Source organism: Actinophytocola sp., assembly GCF_036402745.1.
Taxonomy (GTDB): Bacteria; Actinomycetota; Actinomycetes; order Mycobacteriales; family Pseudonocardiaceae; genus Actinophytocola.
Window position 1 is genome coordinate 1 of the sequence record NZ_DASWSJ010000203.1, and the last position, 16963, is coordinate 16963.

Here is a 16963-nt window from a genome sequence, read left to right on the forward strand (position 1 = left end):
GGTCGACGGTATGCCTAGACGCCACATGATGCAAGTCGCCCACCGTGCGACACGCGGAAGAGCTGATGTCGCCCACGTCACCCGGCGCGGCGGTCACCCGCAGTGGGGAGGGCGGCGGCGTGAGTCACGCGGGCGGGTTGGGGGCGACCTGACGGGTGTTGGGGGCGGACCCAGAGTGCTCGCCGGCGCGGGCGGAGTGGCGGCGACGACGGGGGCGCACGGGCGGTGGGGGACGCGCGGAGTACCGCACGGGCCGGGGAGACGAGGGGCCGGGAGACGAGGGGAAGGGGCGCAGGGCCGAGCGCGGCGGGGCCGCGCAGGGGCGGGACGCGGAGCGCACAGAACGCTGCGCTGCGGCGGCGCGCGGGGCCTGGGCGCAGAGGCACGCCAAGCGCGAAACGCCGGAACCAAGGAGACAGCAGGGACCGAAGCCCACAAGACCGCCAGCGGCCAAAACCCGAACCGCCGCCCGCCACACCTCACCCCGGACCGCCCCCGGCCGAGCGACGAGACCGAGATCAACCAGCCGTAGGCACGGTCAACGGCTGACCAGGCTTGACACCCCCACCAAGCCCGCCATTGAGGTCACGGATCCGGTCCACCACGGCCGACGGATCCGACCCCGGCGCGACCCGGCCCGCGAGCTCCCAGAGCGACTCGCCCGACTGAACTCGAACCACGGTGGTCCGCGACGGCACCGAGGACGCCCCCGACCCCGCCAGCATCCCGAGCCCCACGACCACGAGACACATGACGCCGGCCACGGCGAGCAGCCAGCGGACCGGCAGGTGTGGCTGCCGCACGGCACAGGCCGCCCTGGCGACCACCCGGGGCGCCCCCGCGACCCGGCGCCGGGTGGGCGGCGCGATGGTCCGCGCCCGCCGGACGGGTGGGAGGGCATGAACCGGGTCGGCGGATGCTGTGCGCTGGACCGGCACGCGGGACCGCACCGCACGCTCGGCTTGCTCGCTCGTCTTGTGCGCGACCACGCTCATGGCTACCTCCTGACGCGTTCGAACACCTGCTCGAAGCTCGAACAGCCGTTCGATCGAACCCTCGTGCGAATTTGTATCACGGGGCACCGACAAAAACGAGAACCATCCGGCGTGTCGTCGAACAGGTGTTTGATCTCCTCGCGACAGCCGGTTAACGTCGAAGTCGCAGTTGAAACAGTCAGTCACATCCGGCCGGTCGAACACACGGTCGGCGCGCAGGGAGGCAGGGCAGTGCCACGCAAACCCGGAGGAATACCCAAGGGTGTCCCCAAGCGGAAGCCCCTCAAGGGGAACCTACGCAGCTTCCCGGACCTGAACCCCGGCGAAGACCTGCCCGTCCGGCAGCGCGAGGTGCTCGAGGTCATCCGGACCTGGGTGGAGCGCTTCGGCTACCCGCCGAGCGTGCGGGAGATCGGTGAGGCGGTCGGGCTGACCTCCACCTCCTCGGTCGCCTACCAGCTGCGCGCCCTGGAACAGAAGGGGTACCTGCGCCGCGACCCCAACCGGCCCCGCGCCATCGGGGTGTTGCCGCCCGACGCCGTGCCGATCCCGGCCGAACCCGAGGTCAGCGCCACGACACTGGTCGGCGAGGACACGGTCGAGGACACCGAGTCCACGCCGCGCCCCGCCTACGTGCCGGTCCTCGGCCGGATCGCCGCCGGTGGCCCCATCCTCGCGGAGGAGGCCGTCGAGGACGTGTTCCCGCTGCCCAAGGAGATCGTCGGCGAGGGGTCGCTGTTCCTGCTGCGCGTCTCCGGTGACTCGATGGTCGACGCGGCCATCACCGACCAGGACTGGGTCGTCGTGCGTCAGCAGCCCACCGCGGACAACGGGGAGATCGTCGCCGCCATGATCGACGGCGAGGCGACCGTCAAGACGTTCAAGCGCAAGGACGGCCACGTCTGGCTGATGCCGCACAACGAGGCCTACGACCCGATCCCCGGTGACGACGCCACCATCCTCGGCAAGGTCGTCGCCGTCCTGCGCCGCCTCTGACCTGCCCGGGACCGACCGGCCGCCCGCCGAAGACCCACGGCGGGCCCGGTTGGTCGGCGGTCAGCGGCGGCGGTCAGCGGCGGCGGTCAGCGGCGGCGGGCGGCGCGCCGGCGGAAGAACAGGAAGGCGCCGCCCACGAGGGCCAGGGTGACCGCCGCGGCCGGCAGGGCCGGCAGGCCGTCCGTCCCCGCCGAACCGGCGTTCAGCGGGCGCCTCTCGGCCGCCCGCTTCTTCTCGGTCGGCTCCGGCGGTGCCACCAGGGCGGCCGCGCCGGGTACCACCCGGATGGGCTGGCCGCTCTTCTCCGACGCCGACACCAGCGTCCCGTCCGGCTCGAACGCGATCGCCTCGCCCTGTGCCTCGCCCGGCAGGGGAATCCGCACCGGCGAGGTCGTCAGGGCCGCGGGCACGTCGTTGTTCGACACCGCGTAGACGTAGGCGTCCGTGTAGGTCCGCAGCGCGAGCACCGTGCCGTCCGCGCTCATCGCGCCGCCGGTGATCGCCACCGAGCCGATGATGTTCGGCACCGGGCCGCCGGGGGTGTCGGTCGCCGAGATCCGCACGGTGCTCACCTGCCGCAGCGCCGTGGGCCCGGGGCTCACCAGCTTGCCCGCCGGGCGGTAGACCCCCGCGGTGCCCAAAGTGGACTTGGACACCAGGTACGGCGTCCCGGCCCGGTCGACCAGGATCGCCTCCGTGTCATGTGGACCGTCCGGATAGGTCAGTCGGTAGAGCGTCGACGCGCCGTCCGGGGTGAGCGAGATCAGCGCCACCGTGGCGCGGTCCAGGTCGTTGTCACCGGTGTCGGACAACCAGAACGTGCCGTCCGGGCCGCGGCCGAGGTCCTCGACGTCGTAAGGGTCGATGGACCCGACGATCTCGCGCTCGACGGCGCAGTCCTTGGTGAGCACGAAGACGGTGGCCGCGGTGCCTCCGTCGTTGATGGCGTACCAGCGGTCGGCGTCGGCGACGAGGCCGGACAGCTCGGCCAGTCGCGGGTCGGCCATCGTGCACCGGACGACCGGCGCGGCCGGCGTCGGCTGAGCGGCTGCTGCCGGGGCCGGCAACGCCAGCCCCGGCAGCAGCGACGCTGCGAACAGCACACCCCGCACCCTGCACCTCCGTGACACGCTCGGCGGCTCACGGTAGCGCTAGCTGCGCAAACGTTCAGGCGGACGTGCCGTTGACCGAGAAGTTCTCCAACCTCCCGGCCAGGTCCGCCTTGACCTTGGCCTGCAGGACGGTGCCCTGCTCGGTGTGGCGCTCGACCAGCACCTCGCCCTCCCGGTGCACCCGCGCGACCAGCTCGCCACGCGTGTACGGGACCAGCACCTCGACCTCGACGCTCGGCCGCGGCACCAGCTCGGCGATCCGCTCGCGCAGCTCGTCGATCCCGACCCCGGTGTGCGCGGAGACGAACATCGCGCCGGGCAGCAGGTGGCGCAGCCGGGCCAGCGCCACCTCGTTGGCGGCGTCGACCTTGTTGACCACGACCAGCTCGGTGGGCAGCCGGTCCTCGCGGCGGTCGGCGATCTCGCCGAGCACCTCGCGGACCGCCTCGACCTGCCACTCCGGGTTGGCGTCGGAGCCGTCGACCACGTGCAGGATGAGGTCGGCGTCCGCCACCTCGTCCAAAGTGGACCGGAAGGCCTCGACCAGCTGGTGCGGCAGGTGCCGCACGAAGCCGACCGTGTCGGTGAGCGTGTAGGGCAGCCCGTCGGGCGTGGTGGTGCGCCGGACGGTGGCGTCCAGGGTGGCGAACAAGGCGTCCTCCACCAGGACCCCGGCCCCGGTCAGCGCGTTGAGCAGGCTGGACTTGCCGGCGTTGGTGTACCCGGCGATGGCGACGCTGGGGGTCTCGTTGGCGACCCGGCGGCCGCGCTTGGTCTCCCGCACCGTGCTCATCGCGGCGATCTCCTTGCGCAGCTTGGAGATCTTGTTCCGGATGCGCCGGCGGTCGGTCTCGATCTTGGTCTCACCGGGACCACGCAGACCCACGCCCGCGGTGCCGCCACCGGCGCGGCCACCGGCCTGCCGGGACAGCGCCGCACCCCACCCGCGCAGGCGCGGGAGGAAGTACTGCAGCTGGGCCAGCTCGACCTGGGCCTTGCCCTCCCGGGACCGCGCGTGCTGGGCGAAGATGTCCAGGATCAACGCCGTCCGGTCGATGACCTTGACCTTGAGCTTTTCCTCCAGCTGACGCAGCTGGCTGGGCGAGAGCTCGCCGTCGCAGATGACCGTGTCCGCGCCCGCGGACGCGACCACGCCGGACAGCTCCCGGACCTTGCCGGAGCCGACGTAGGTGGCGGGGTCGGGCCGGTCGCGGCGTTGCACCAGGCCGTCGAGCACCTGAGAGCCCGCGGTCTCGGCGAGCCTGGCCAGCTCGGCGAGCGACGCCTCGGACTGGGCGGCGGAGCCTTCGGTCCACACCCCGACCAGGACGACCCGCTCCAGCCGCAGCTGGCGGTACTCGACCTCGGTGATGTCGGACAGCTCGGTGGACAACCCGGCGACGCGGCGCAGTGCGGCGCGCTCCGAGAGCTCGAGTTCACCTGCAGAGAGCTCAGCCAGGTCAGTCAATCCGTCATCGGCTTGCCGCTGATTGAGATTCTCTGTCACGTGGTGGAACCCTCCCGGTTGTGCTGAATATGTGTTCATGCTCGCACGGTTCAGCGTCCAGATCGACCGGTTTTATTCCTCGATGGCGTTCCACCAGGCACGATCGAGCTCTCCGCGAGCCACGAAAGCGGCCGGTCCGGTGAGCGTTGCGCTGTGTTCTCCGATGCCGACGTGTACCCGGCCGCCGGGCACGAACACCTCCGCCGCACCGGTTTTCTCGCCCCGCCGGTGCAGGACGCCGGTGACCGCGGCGACCGTGCCGGTGCCACACGACCGGGTCTCCCCCACGCCGCGCTCGTGCACCCGCATGTGTAGCCGATCGGGGGCCTCGACCACGACGAACTCGACGTTGACGCCGTGCGGGAACACCTCGGGGTCGTAGCCCGGCCGGGTGGTGAGGTCGAGGTCGTCGAGCCGGTCGACCTCGCACACGAGGTGCGGGTTGCCGACGTCCACGGCGATCCCCTCGCGGGTGACGCCGGCGACGGTGGCGGTGGACTCGCCGGTGACCCGGGACGGGCCCATGTCGACCGCGACGTCGCCGTTGCGGTCGACGACCACCGCGCGGGCGCCGGCCCGGCTGCCGACCGGGAACTCGCCGGCGCTGACCAGCCCGGCGTCGACGAGGTAGCGGGCGAACACGCGGACGCCGTTGCCGCACATCTCGGCGATCGACCCGTCGGCGTTGCGGTAGTCCATGAACCACATGTCGTCATCCACGTCGGCCGGCCGGTGCTCGACGGCCTTGGCCCGCACGACCCGCAGCACGCCGTCCGCGCCGAGCCCGGCCCGCCGGTCGCACAGCGTGCGGACCCGGGCGGCGGTGAGGTCGAGCGACGCGTCGAGGTCGGGCAGCAGCACGAAGTCGTTCTCCGTGCCGTGGCCCTTGAGGAAGGGGATGCCGGACACGCCTTCAGGCTAACGCGCGGGCGGCCTCGGCCAGGTCCGGGCGGGCGGCGTCCAGCCAGTGGACGCGCTGGTCGCGGCGGAACCACGAACGCTGGCGGCGGACGAACCGACGCGTGAGCAGGGCGGTGGCGGCGGCCGCCACCGCCAGGTCGCCGTCGCCGTCCAGGGCGTCGACGACCTGCTGGTAGCCCAGCGCGCGGGAGGCGGTGCGGCCCTCCCGCAGGCCGAGCGGCAGCAGGGTGCGGACCTCGTCGACGAGGCCGTTGTCGAACATGCCGGTCACCCGCGTGTCGACGCGGCGGTCGAGCTGCTCGGTGTCGAGGTCGAGGCCGACCTGGACGGTGTCGTAGCGGGCCGGGCCGGGCTTGGGCATGGTCGCGGAGAAGGGGCGGCCGGTGAGCTCGATGACCTCCAGCGCACGGACGACGCGGCGGCCGTTCGACGGGAGGATCGCGGTGGCGGCGAGCGGGTCCTGGAGGGTGAGGCGGGCGTGCAGGGCCTCGGCGCCGACCCGGGCCAGCTCGTCCTCGAGGCGGGTGCGGATCTCGGGGTCGGTGCCGGGGAACTCGAGGTCGTCGAGGATCGCGCGGACGTAGAGGCCGGAGCCGCCGACGAGGATCGGCACCCGGCCTTTCTCGAGCAGGCGCTCGACGGTGGCGCGGGCGTCGCGCTGGTAGGCGGCCACCGATGCGGTCTCGGTGACGTCGAGGACGTCGAGCAGGTGGTGCGGGACGCCCCGGCGCTCGTCGGCGGTGACCTTGGCGGTGCCGATGTCCATGCCCCGGTAGAGCTGCATCGCGTCGGTGTTGACGATCTCGCCGCCGAGCGCCGCGGCGAGCGCGATGCCGAGCTGGGACTTGCCGGTGGCGGTGGGGCCGACGATCGCGACAGGCCTCATCGGACCGGGTCCCAGACCGCGAGGTGGTACGCCACGCCGAACGGCACGAGCTGGCGGGCCTCGACGCTCTTCCACCGCCGCCCGTCCGCGGCCGCCATTCCGGCGAGCACCTGCCAGGGCGCCCGGCCGGCCGCGCCGAGCTCGGCGGCGAGGACCGGGTCGATGGCGAGCAGCGCGTCGGGGTCGGCGGCGGCGAGGGCGGCGTGCACGGCGTCGTCGAACGCGGTCGCACGAGGGTCGGGGCGGCCGACCGCGCGCTCGCCGTGGCGGTGCGAGCCGTCGCCGAGGACGAGGAGGCCGACCGGCTCGTCGGTGGCGAGCCCGGCGCCGAACGCCTGGCACTCGTCGGGCGGCAGGTCGGGTGGGACGAGGTGGACCACGACCTCCTCGGCGCCGGCCTGCTCGCGCAGCCAACCGGCGACGAGCGCGGGCAGCGGCATCGTGGGGTCCGGCTCGGCGTGGTTGGCCGAGAGCCTGGTGACGACGTCGACGCCGTAGCCGCGGAACGTGCCGGCCTGGTCCTCGAGAAGGCGCGGCCCGCCGGGATCGGCGCCGACCGCGACCCAGCGGGGTGTCGCGGCGGCCAGCTCGCGCGCGACGGCGAGGCAGGCGTCGCGAACGACCCGCACGTCGGGGTCGTCGGCCACGACGAGCTCGGGCACCAGCAACGGCGGGTGCGGGGCGACGGCCACGCGCTCGATCACGGTGTCCGAGGCTACCCATTCGCCCGTGGAGGTGAACTCTCCGGGCTCGGTGCGTCACGCAGTGCATCCGAGGTCAACCGCGGAGTACCGGGGCGCGCCATGACCTGTTTGAATGCGCGCGGGTACCGCGCAGTTTCTACGGCCCATGGCGGGCCGGGTACCGACGTTGCCAGGCCCCGCGGGAGCGGGGCGCCCGTGGTGAGCGGGCAACGCAGGCGGGAGGAGCCGGCCATGACGGACACGGACAGGGACACGAGCCAGGACACAACCGCGACCCCGGTCGAGAGCTCGGCCGACAGCGTCGTCGGCGGTAACGGCAGTACCGTCACCGCCCCTGACCAGCAGCCGAGCGCAGAGCCCCAAGCCACCGAGACCACCACCGTCGACGCCGAGTCCGCCGCCACGGACACGGACGCCGCCACGGTCGCCGAGCCCGAGGCCACCGCCGCGCCCGAGGCCGAGCCCGCGGCACCAGCCGCGGAGGCCTCCGCACCTCCGGCCGAAACCGCGACAGACCCCGCGGCGACGACCGACTCCGGGGCCGCCGCACCGGAAGCCCCGGCCCCCGCCGAGGCAACGGCCGCGGCACCCGAGCCACCCGCGGCAGCCGTGCCCACGGCCCCGGCCACCGCATCGTTCGAAGCCACCGCACCTGTCGCTGAGGCCGAGGCCGCACCCGAGGTCGAGACCGCGGCACCCGCCGAGTCGGCCGCGGACGCCCCCGCACCCCCGGCCGAGCCTGCGGCAGCCGCCGCGCCGACGACCGACTCCGAGGCCGCCGCGCCCGAGGCCCCGTCCGCCGCGCCCGCCGCTGAGGCCACCGCATCTTCCGAAGCCACGGCATCTTCCGAAGCCATCGCATCGTCCGAAGCCGCGGCACCTGCTGCTGACGCAGAGGCCGCGGCACCCGAGGCACCCGCCGCCGACGCGCCCGTCCCGAGCGCAGAAGCGCCGGCCCCCGTGGTCGAGACGCCCGCGCCGCCGCCGTCGGTCGCTGTGCCGCAGACCGGGCCGCCCACCGCGGTGCCGGCCGGGCACGCACCCGCGGCCACCCCGGTCCCCGAGGCGTCGGCCAACCCGGGCAGGTGGGGTCGGGTCGACGCCGACGGCACCGTCTACGTCACGGCCGCCGACGGCGAGCGTGCGGTCGGCTCGTGGCATGCGGGTGAGCCGGCCGAGGGCCTGGCCCACTACGCGCGCCGGTTCGACGACGTGCGGACCGAGGTGGAGCTGCTCGCCGCGCGGCTCGCGGCCGGGTCCGGCGATCCGAAGCACACGCTGACCAGCGCGAAGCACGTCAAGGAGAGCCTGACCGACGCCGCGCTCGTGGGTGACCTCGCCGGGCTGGCCGCGCGGGTCGAGCACGTGCTGGCCACGGCGCAGGAGGCCGTCGAGTCGGTCAAGCACGCGCGGGACGAGGCGCGCGGCCAGGCGCTGGCCCGCAAGCAGGACCTCGTGGCGGAGGTCGAGAAGATCGCCGAGCAGTCGACCCAGTGGAAGGTCGCCGGCGACCGGCTGCGGACGATCCTCGACGAGTGGAAGACGATCAAGGGCGTCGACCGCAAGACCGACGACCAGCTGTGGAAGCGGTTCTCCAAGGCCCGCGACACGTTCAACCGGCGGCGCGGCTCGCACTTCGCGGACCTCGACCGGCAGCGGTCGGCGGCCAAGGAGCGCAAGCAGGAGCTGGTGAAGCTGGCCGAGGAGATCTCCGAGTCCGACGACTGGGGTCCCACCGCGGCGCGCTACCGCGACCTGATGACCGAGTGGAAGGCCGCCGGCCGCGCGCCGAAGGAGGCCGACGACACGCTGTGGCAGCAGTTCCGCGCCGCGCAGGACAAGTTCTTCAGCCGGCGCTCGGCCGTGTTCAACGAGCGGGACGCCGAGCTGGTGGACAACGCCAAGCGCAAGGAGGCGCTGCTCAGCGAGGCGGAGAAGATCAACCCGCAGGGCGACCTCGACGCGGCCCGGGCGCAGCTGCACCGGATCCAGGAGCGCTGGGACGAGGTCGGCAAGGTGCCCCGCGAGCGGATCCGCGAGTTCGAGGGCAAGCTCCGCGCGATCGAGGACCGCGTCCGCAACGCCGCCGACGCCCAGTGGCGCAAGACCGACCCGGAGGCCGAGGCGCGCGCGGCGCAGTTCCGCGAGCGGGTCGAGCAGTTCGAGGCGCAGGCAGCGAAGGCCCGAGCGGCAGGCGACAAGCGCCGCGCCGAGCAGGCCGAGGCCCAGGCCGCCCAATGGCGCGAATGGCTCGCCGCCGCGGAGAACGCGGTAGCCAGCCGCTGAGCTGACGCACGACGGCGCCTTCGCCCACCCGGGTGGAGGCGCCGTCTCGCGTTCGAGCGGTCAGGCGTCGGGCTCGGTGTCCGGGCGCGACCAGGCCGTGCGGAACCACTGGATCGCGATCGCCACCATCGCTATCTCCGCGATCACCAGGCCGATCCCCAGGTCGCCACCGGAGGACTGGCGCGACCAGATGGCCAGCACGCCGTCCACCGACGCGAACCAGCCGCCCAGCGCGCACACCCAGGTGAGCGCCCACCGCCGCGTGGTGAGGGCCAGGGCCGAGGCCAGCACGCCGAACAACACCGACGTCGCCGCGAACAGTCTCGGGACCATGCTCGCCTTGCCCACCGCGTCGCCGGACCCGGTGCCCAGCAGCACGTCCCAGCCGGTGGCGCCGTCCATCCACGGCAGGATCTGCCCGACGATCAGCACGAACACCGCGACCGCGATGACCACGGCCCGGCCGCCGAGCTCCACCGACCGGGCGGCCCGCCGCTCGACACCATCGATCTCGTCGCGCAGGCCGGCGAGGTCGCGCTCGTCGGCGGGACCCGGCTCGCCGCCCGTCGAGCCGGTCATCGGACTGCGCATCCCGCCACCTGCTCGGTGGAGACAGCGGGCGGGCCGAACGACGGCAGACCCAGCCCGACACCGGGCGTCCGCGGCCGCACGCCCTCCTCCGCGTTGTCCCCCGCCCTGGTCCGCCGGTGCGCGACGAGCGGACCGTCGGCGACGAGGTGGTGCGGCGCGGCGTAGGTGACCGTGGCGTGCACGACGTCACCGGGGCGCACCGACCGGTCCACCACATCACCCGCCGGCGTGAAGTGCACCAGCCGCCCGTCCCGCGACCGGCCGGACAGCCGCGCGGTGTCGGCGTCCTTGCGGCCCTCGCCGGTGGACACCAGCACCTCGACCGTGGCCCCGACCAGCGCGCGGTTCTGCGCCCAGGACGCCTCCTCCTGCACCGCGATCAGCCGGTCGAAGCGCTCCTGGACGACCTCCTTCGGCAGCTGGCCGGGAAGCGAGGCGGCCGGCGTGCCGGGCCGCTTGGAGTACTGGAAGGTGAACGCGCTCGAGAACCGGGCGGCCCGCACCACGTCCAGCGTCTGCTGGAAGTCGTCCTCGGTCTCGCCGGGGAAGCCGATGATGATGTCGGTGGTGATGGCCGCGTCGGGCATGGCCGCGCGCACGTTGTCGATGATCGACAGGTACCGCGCGGACCGGTAGGACCGGCGCATCTCCTTGAGCACCCGGTCCGAGCCGGACTGCAGCGGCATGTGCAGCTGGTGGCACACGTTGGGCGTCTCGGCCATCGCCGCGATCACGTCGTCGGTGAAGTCCTTCGGGTGCGGCGAGGTGAACCGGACCCGCTCGAGCCCGTCGACCGTGCCGCAGGCGCGCAGCAGCTTGCCGAACGCGAGCCGGTCGCCGAACTCGACGCCGTAGGAGTTGACGTTCTGGCCGAGCAGCGTCACCTCGAGCACGCCCTCGGCGACCAGGGCCCGCACCTCGGCGAGCACGTCGCCGGGCCGGCGGTCCTTCTCCCGGCCGCGCAGCGACGGCACGATGCAGAACGTGCAGGTGTTGTTGCACCCGACCGAGATCGACACCCAGCCGGCGTGCGCCGAGTCGCGCCGCGCGGGCAGCGCGGAGGGGAACGTCTCGAGCGACTCGAGGATCTCCACCTCCGCCTGCTCGTTGTGCCGGGCGCGGTCGAGCAGCACCGGCAGCGCGCCGATGTTGTGCGTGCCGAACACGACGTCCACCCACGGCGCCCGGCGCACGATGTCGCCGCGGTCCTTCTGCGCGAGGCAGCCACCGACGGCGATCTGCATGCCGGGGTTGGCGAGCTTCGCCGGTCGCAGGTTGCCGAGGTTCCCGTACAGCTTGTTGTCGGCGTTCTCCCGGACGGCGCAGGTGTTGAGCACCACGACGTCGGGCATGGCGCCCTCGGTGGCCGGCGCGTAGCCCGCGTCCTCGAGCAGGCCGGCCAGCCGCTCGGAGTCGTGCACGTTCATCTGGCAGCCGAACGTCCGGACCTGGTAAGTACGAGTGCTCATCTCAACTGTCGAGCCTACCGGTGTGACCGAGTTGAGACCTTGGGTGTGGTGTAACCGGCATGATTCGGACGCCGAGTGGGGGTAAGTTTCCGCCATTACCTGGCCGCTAGTCTCGACACCTGCCTTGATCGCGCGCTGTGGAGGATTGATGACCGAAGCGAACACCGCACCACCGATGATCCGGATGGTCGAGGTGGACAAGTTCTTCGGCCCCCTGCACGTGCTCAAGAACATCACCATCGAGGTGCCCCGCGGCCAGGTAGTCGTGGTGCTCGGTCCGTCCGGTTCGGGCAAGTCGACGCTGTGCCGGGCGATCAACCGGCTGGAGCCGATCAACTCGGGTGTCATCGAGATCGACGGCAAGCCGCTGCCCGCCGAGGGCCGCGAGCTCGCCAACCTGCGGGCCGACGTCGGCATGGTGTTCCAGTCGTTCAACCTCTTCGCGCACAAGTCGATCGTCGACAACGTCATGCTCGCGCCCATGAAGGTGCGCAAGACGCCGAAGTCCGACGCCCGGCGCACCGCGATGGAACTGCTCGAGCGGGTGGGTATCGCCAACCAGGCGGACAAGTACCCCGCGCAGCTCTCCGGCGGCCAGCAGCAGCGCGCGGCCATCGCCCGCGCCCTGGCCATGCGCCCCAAGGTCATGCTCTTCGACGAGCCGACCTCGGCGCTCGACCCGGAGATGATCAACGAGGTGCTCGACGTGATGAGCACGCTTGCCGAGGAAGGCATGACCATGCTCGTGGTCACCCACGAGATGGGCTTCGCCCGCAACGCCGCGAACCGCGTGGTGTTCATGTCCGACGGCGACATCGTCGAGGACTCCACGCCGAACGAGTTCTTCACGGCGCCGAAGTCCGCGCGGGCCAAGGACTTCCTCAGCAAGATCCTCACGCACTGACGAGTACGCACAGATGACGGGACCCGCGTCGCGAACGTGTCGCGGGTGGACAGATCGGAAGGGACGACATGCGGTTCAGCCGAGTACTGCGTGCGGGTGCGGTCGCCGTGGCGGCCGGCCTGGCGCTCGCGGCCTGCGGCAGCGGCAACAGCGGCAGCGGGGGCGGCGGTGGCGGCGGTGGCGGTAGCAACCCGTCGTTGACCATCGGCATCAAGTTCGACCAGCCGGGCCTCGGCCAGAAGACGCCGAGCGGCTACGAGGGCTTCGACGTGGACGTGGCGACCTACATCGCCAAGGAACTCGGCGTCGACGCGAGCAACATCGACTGGGTCGAGGCCAAGTCGGCCGACCGCGAGACGCTGATCAAGAACGGTGACGTCGACTTCATCGTCGCCACCTACTCGATCACCGACAAGCGCAAGGCGGAGATCGACTTCGCGGGGCCGTACTTCGTCGCCCACCAGGACCTGCTGGTCCGCAAGGACGAGACCTCGATCACGGGGCCGGACTCGCTGAACGGCAAGAAGCTGTGCTCGGTCACCGGCTCCACCTCCGCCCAGCGGGTGAAGGACGAGTTCGCCGGCAAGGTCGACCTGCAGCAGTACGGCGGCTACTCGGAGTGCCTGACGGGCCTCGAGAGCGGCGCGGTCGACGCGCTCACCACCGACGACACGATCCTCGCCGGCCTCGCGGCCGCGAACGAGGGCAAGTTCAAGCTCGTCGGCAAGGGCTTCAGCGACGAGAACTACGGCGTCGGCCTGAAGAAGGGCGACACCGCCCAGCGCGACAAGATCAACGCCGCCATCCAGAAGATGGAGGAGAGCGGCGCGTGGGCGGCCGCGGTGGAGAAGCACCTCGGCCCGGCCGGCTACCCGACGCCGAAACCGCCGGCGATCACCGAGAAGTAGTAGTTCGAGTCCAGAGGACAACGCGATGGCGCGTCGTGCGAACGACGCGCCATCGCCCACACATGGCGAGGGTGCGATAGGCCGTGCTCGACTTCCTCAGCAAATACGACGTGCTGGGTGCGTTCTGGGTGAACGTGCAGCTCACGGTCTACTCGGCGATCGGCGCCCTGATCTGGGGCACGATCCTGGTGGCGATGCGGGTCAGCCCGGTCCCCGTCATGCGGGCGTTCGGGACCGCCTACGTCAACATCGTCCGCAACACACCGCTGACCGTGATCATCGTGGCCACCTCGCTCGCGCTGAACCAGACCCTCGGCATCACGCTGGCCGGTAAGACGTTCGACCAGCAGGGCTTCCGGCTCGCGGTGCTCGGCTTCATCGCCTACACCTCGACGTTCGTGTGCGAGTCTCTGCGCGCGGGCATCAACACCGTGCCGGTCGGCCAGGCCGAGGCGGCCCGGGCGCTGGGCCTCGGCTTCAACCAGGTGCTGGGCATCGTCGTGCTGCCGCAGGCGTTCCGCTCGGTGGTGGCGCCGCTGGCCAGCGTGCTGATCGCGCTGACGAAGAACACCACGGTGGCCGCCGCGATCGGGGTCAGCGAGGCCGCGCTGCTCATGCGCGAGATGATCGAGAACGAGAGCGACGCGCTGTTCCTGGTCGCCGCGATGTTCGCGCTCGGCTTCGTGATCCTGACCCTGCCGACCGGACTGATTCTCGGTTGGGTGGCCAAGAAGGTGGCGGTGAAGCGATGAGCGCCCCCTCGGTTCTCTACGACGCGCCGGGGCCCAAGGCCAAGGCACGCAACGCTCTCTACACCATCCTGTTCGCCGTCGTGTTCGTCGCCGTGGCTTGGTGGATCCTGTCCACGATGGCCGACAAGGACCAGCTGGCCTGGGCCAAGTGGAGCCCGTACCTCGCCGGTACCGAGGCGTGGACCACCTACCTGCTGCCCGGCCTGCGGAACACGCTCACCGCGGCCGGCCTGTCGATCCTGATGGCGCTGCCCATCGGTGCGGTCTTCGGCATCGCGCGGCTGTCCGACCACTGGTGGATCGCCAGGCCCGCCGGCGTGCTGGTGGAGTTCTTCCGCTCGATCCCGGTGCTGCTGCTGATGTTCTTCGCCTTCACGCTGTACTCGCACTTCACCGACATCGGCCGCGACATCCGGCCGCTGTACGCGGTGTGCACCGGTCTGGTCATCTACAACTCGTCGGTGATCGCCGAAGTGGTCCGGGCCGGCATCCTGTCCCTGCCCGTGGGCCAGAGCGAGGCCGCGCTCGCGGTGGGCCTGCGCAAGGGCCAGCTGATGCGGAGCATCCTGCTGCCGCAGGCGGTGACGGCGATGCTGCCGGCTCTCGTGAGCCAGCTGGTGGTCATCGTGAAGGACACCGCGCTCGGTGGCGCGCTGCTCAACTTCCCGGAGCTGATGGCCCAGGCCCGGCCGGCGCAGTCGTACTACAACGCGAACGTCATCGCCACGCTGGTCGTCATCGCGGCCATCTTCTTCGTGATCAACTCGCTGCTCTCGTGGTTCGCGTCGTGGCTGGAGAAGTGGCTGCGCGGCCGCACGAAGGGCTCCGGCACCGTCGTCGGCTCTGGGATGATCGAGGAGCAGGCGCCGGGCATGCACATAACAGACGCCAAGACCCCCTGACGACCTTCCGCGAACGGGATGTTCCAGGGGACGCCCCGTTTTTGCCGCCCCGAACGCCGAAGAGGGCGCCCCCACGGTGGGAGCGCCCTCTGGGGTCCGGTGTGGACGGCTAGTGCTTCTTGCTGCCGCGCCGGAACAGCTGGTTGCCCAGCCACACGAGCGGGTCGTACTTCTCGTCGGCGACGCGCTCCTTCAGCGGGATCAGCGCGTTGTCGGTGATCTTGATGTGCTCGGGGCAGACCTCGGTGCAGCACTTGGTGATGTTGCAGAAGCCGAGACCGTGCTCCTCCTGTGCGTCCCGCACCCGGTCCTCGGTGTCCAGCGGGTGCATCTCCAGCTCGGCCACCCGCATGAGGTAGCGCGGGCCGGCGAAGTTCTCCTTGTTCTCCTCGTGGTCACGGATGACGTGGCAGGTGTTCTGGCACAGGAAGCACTCGATGCACTTGCGGAACTCCTGCGAGCGCTCGACGTCCTGCTGCTTCATCCGGTACTCGCCGAGGCCGAGCTCCTTCGGCGGCGCGAACGACGGGATCTCGCGGGCCTTCTGGTAGTTGTACGACACGTCGGTGACGAGGTCGCGGACGACCGGGAAGGTGCGCAGCGGGGTGACCGTGATGGTCTCCTCCTCGGTGAACACCGACATCCGGGTCATGCACATCAGCCGCGGCTTGCCGTTGATCTCCGCCGAGCACGAGCCGCACTTGCCGGCCTTGCAGTTCCAGCGGACGGCGAGGTCGGGCGCCTGGGTGGCCTGCAGGCGGTGGACGATGTCGAGCACCACCTCGCCCTCGTTCACCTCGACGATGTAGTCCTGCAGCTCGCCGGAGTCGTCGTCACCCCGCCACACCTTGAAGTTGGCCTTGTAACTCACGATGCCTCCTCGCAGGCTCGGTGGCACCGCTCGCGGTCACCCTGTATCAATGATTCGCTCGCAAGCTCGCTCATGACCCCGTCCTCCCCGTGTGCTGGGCGAGCTCTTCCTCGGTGTAGTACTTCTCCAGCTCGGAGATCTCGAAGAGCTCCAGCAGGTCCGGCCGCATCGGCTCCTGCTGCTTCTGCGTGACCGTCGCCGCCGTGCCGTCCGGTGTGGACGAGCAGACCAGCAGCTTGTTGCGCCACTTGGGATCCATGCCCGGGAAGTCCTCGCGGGTGTGCCCGCCGCGGCTCTCGGTGCGGATCAGCGCGGCCCGCGCGACGCACTCGCTGACCAGCAGCATGTTGCGCAGGTCGAGCGCGAGGTGCCAGCCGGGGTTGAACTCGCGGCGCCCCTCGACGGCCACGTTGCGGACCCGGGACTTGAGCTCCTCCAGCTTGTCCAGCGCCTGCTGGACCTCCCCCTCCCGGCGGATGATGCCGACGAGGTCGTTCATCGACTGCTGGAGCTCGGAGTGGATCGAGTACGGGTTCTCCGCCTGACCGCTGCTGGGCCAGTCGAACGGCACGACCGCGCGGTGCGCCGCCGAGTCCACGTCGGACTCGGAGATCTTCGGCCGCTGGTCGAGCGAGTCCACATAGGCCACCGCGCCTTCGCCGGCGCGGCGGCCGAACACGATCAGGTCGGACAGCGAGTTGCCGCCCAGCCGGTTGGACCCGTGCATGCCGCCGGCGACCTCACCGGCCGCGAACAGGCCCGGCACGGTCGAGGACGCGGTGTCCGGGTCGACCTCGACGCCACCCATGACGTAGTGGCAGGTGGGGCCGACCTCCATCGGCTGGCTGGTGATGTCCACATCGGCCAGTTCCTTGAACTGGTGGTACATCGACGGCAGCCGCCTGCGGATCTCCTCGGCGGGCAGCCGGCTCGCGATGTCGAGGAACACGCCGCCGTGCGGTGAGCCGCGGCCCTCCTTGACCTCGGAGTTGATGGCGCGGGCCACCTCGTCCCGGGGCAGCAGGTCGGGGGTCCGGCGGTTGTTGTCCTGGTCGTTGTACCAGCCGTCGGCCTCCTGCTCGGTCTCGGCGTACTGCCCCTTGAACACGTCGGGGACGTAGCCGAACATGAAGCGCTCGCCCTTGGAGTTCTTCAGCAC

At 71.5% G+C, this 16963-nt stretch carries 16 protein-coding genes; 6 read left to right on the forward strand and 10 right to left on the reverse strand.

The features are described from left to right. Positions 1-518: 518 nt before the first annotated feature. Positions 519-995, reverse strand: a complete 477-nt coding sequence (locus VGD70_RS19470; protein ID WP_331083277.1) for a hypothetical protein — start codon at positions 993-995, stop codon at positions 519-521. A gap of 312 nt (positions 996-1307) precedes the next feature. Here VGD70_RS19470 and lexA point away from each other — a divergent pair, with 312 nt between their 5' ends. After that, positions 1308-1991, forward strand: a complete 684-nt coding sequence (gene lexA / locus VGD70_RS19475) for a transcriptional repressor LexA (protein WP_331083298.1) — start codon at positions 1308-1310, stop codon at positions 1989-1991. Between the two features lie 86 nt (positions 1992-2077). On the opposite strand, the gene VGD70_RS19480 is transcribed toward lexA, so the two are convergent. The 5 genes from VGD70_RS19480 to VGD70_RS19500 form a co-directional block, all read right to left on the reverse strand. Continuing rightward, positions 2078-3103, reverse strand: a complete 1026-nt coding sequence (locus tag VGD70_RS19480; RefSeq protein WP_414637998.1) for a hypothetical protein — start codon at positions 3101-3103, stop codon at positions 2078-2080. Positions 3104-3158: 55 nt separating this feature from the next. Continuing rightward, positions 3159-4610, reverse strand: coding sequence for a GTPase HflX (gene hflX, locus VGD70_RS19485; RefSeq protein WP_414637999.1), 1452 nt, complete (start codon positions 4608-4610; stop codon positions 3159-3161). Positions 4611-4682: 72 nt separating this feature from the next. Beyond that, positions 4683-5519: a diaminopimelate epimerase gene (gene dapF / locus VGD70_RS19490; protein ID WP_331083280.1), complete on the reverse strand. Its 837-nt coding sequence runs from the start codon at positions 5517-5519 to the stop codon at positions 4683-4685. A gap of 4 nt (positions 5520-5523) precedes the next feature. Beyond that, complete coding sequence (miaA, locus tag VGD70_RS19495) at positions 5524-6417, reverse strand: tRNA (adenosine(37)-N6)-dimethylallyltransferase MiaA (RefSeq protein WP_331083282.1); 894 nt, start codon at positions 6415-6417, stop codon at positions 5524-5526. After that, positions 6414-7121, reverse strand: a complete 708-nt coding sequence (locus tag VGD70_RS19500) for a hypothetical protein (protein ID WP_331083283.1) — start codon at positions 7119-7121, stop codon at positions 6414-6416. Before VGD70_RS19500 ends, miaA begins: the two co-directional genes overlap by 4 nt. Before the next feature lie 996 nt (positions 7122-8117). On the opposite strand from VGD70_RS19500, the gene VGD70_RS19505 reads away from it, so the two are divergent. Continuing rightward, on the forward strand, positions 8118-9407 hold the full coding sequence (locus tag VGD70_RS19505; protein WP_331083302.1) for a DUF349 domain-containing protein: 1290 nt from the start codon (positions 8118-8120) through the stop codon (positions 9405-9407). A 60-nt stretch (positions 9408-9467) separates the two neighbouring features. On the opposite strand, the gene VGD70_RS19510 is transcribed toward VGD70_RS19505, so the two are convergent. Together VGD70_RS19510 and miaB are read right to left on the reverse strand one after the other, a co-directional pair. Beyond that, positions 9468-9998 (reverse strand): hypothetical protein, encoded by a 531-nt coding sequence (locus VGD70_RS19510; RefSeq protein WP_331083285.1) that lies wholly within the window; start codon positions 9996-9998, stop codon positions 9468-9470. After that, entirely contained in the window at positions 9983-11467 is a 1485-nt protein-coding gene (gene miaB / locus VGD70_RS19515; protein WP_331083287.1) for a tRNA (N6-isopentenyl adenosine(37)-C2)-methylthiotransferase MiaB, read from the reverse strand. The genes VGD70_RS19510 and miaB overlap by 16 nt, the downstream gene beginning before the upstream one ends. Before the next feature lie 175 nt (positions 11468-11642). On the opposite strand from miaB, the gene VGD70_RS19520 reads away from it, so the two are divergent. The 4 genes from VGD70_RS19520 to VGD70_RS19535 all read left to right on the forward strand — a co-directional run bounded on the left by VGD70_RS19520 (position 11643) and on the right by VGD70_RS19535 (position 14933). Then, positions 11643-12371 (forward strand): amino acid ABC transporter ATP-binding protein, encoded by a 729-nt coding sequence (locus tag VGD70_RS19520; protein ID WP_331083304.1) that lies wholly within the window; start codon positions 11643-11645, stop codon positions 12369-12371. A 68-nt stretch (positions 12372-12439) separates the two neighbouring features. Further along, positions 12440-13279 carry a glutamate ABC transporter substrate-binding protein gene (locus VGD70_RS19525; protein ID WP_331083289.1) on the forward strand — a complete coding sequence of 280 codons (840 nt, stop codon included), beginning with the start codon at positions 12440-12442 and terminating at the stop codon, positions 13277-13279. Between the two features lie 83 nt (positions 13280-13362). After that, the gene (locus VGD70_RS19530) at positions 13363-14031 is read left to right on the forward strand and encodes an amino acid ABC transporter permease (protein ID WP_331083291.1); all 669 of its coding nucleotides are present in this window, start codon (positions 13363-13365) and stop codon (positions 14029-14031) included. After that, entirely contained in the window at positions 14028-14933 is a 906-nt protein-coding gene (locus VGD70_RS19535) for an amino acid ABC transporter permease (RefSeq protein ID WP_331083292.1), read from the forward strand. The genes VGD70_RS19530 and VGD70_RS19535 overlap by 4 nt, the downstream gene beginning before the upstream one ends. Before the next feature lie 109 nt (positions 14934-15042). Here VGD70_RS19535 and VGD70_RS19540 read toward each other — a convergent pair whose 3' ends face one another. Both VGD70_RS19540 and VGD70_RS19545 read right to left on the reverse strand, forming a co-directional pair. Beyond that, entirely contained in the window at positions 15043-15804 is a 762-nt protein-coding gene (locus VGD70_RS19540; RefSeq protein WP_331083294.1) for a succinate dehydrogenase/fumarate reductase iron-sulfur subunit, read from the reverse strand. Between the two features lie 70 nt (positions 15805-15874). Next, positions 15875-16963: FAD-binding protein (locus VGD70_RS19545; RefSeq protein ID WP_331083296.1), on the reverse strand; the 1089-nt coding region annotated here is incomplete at its 5' end.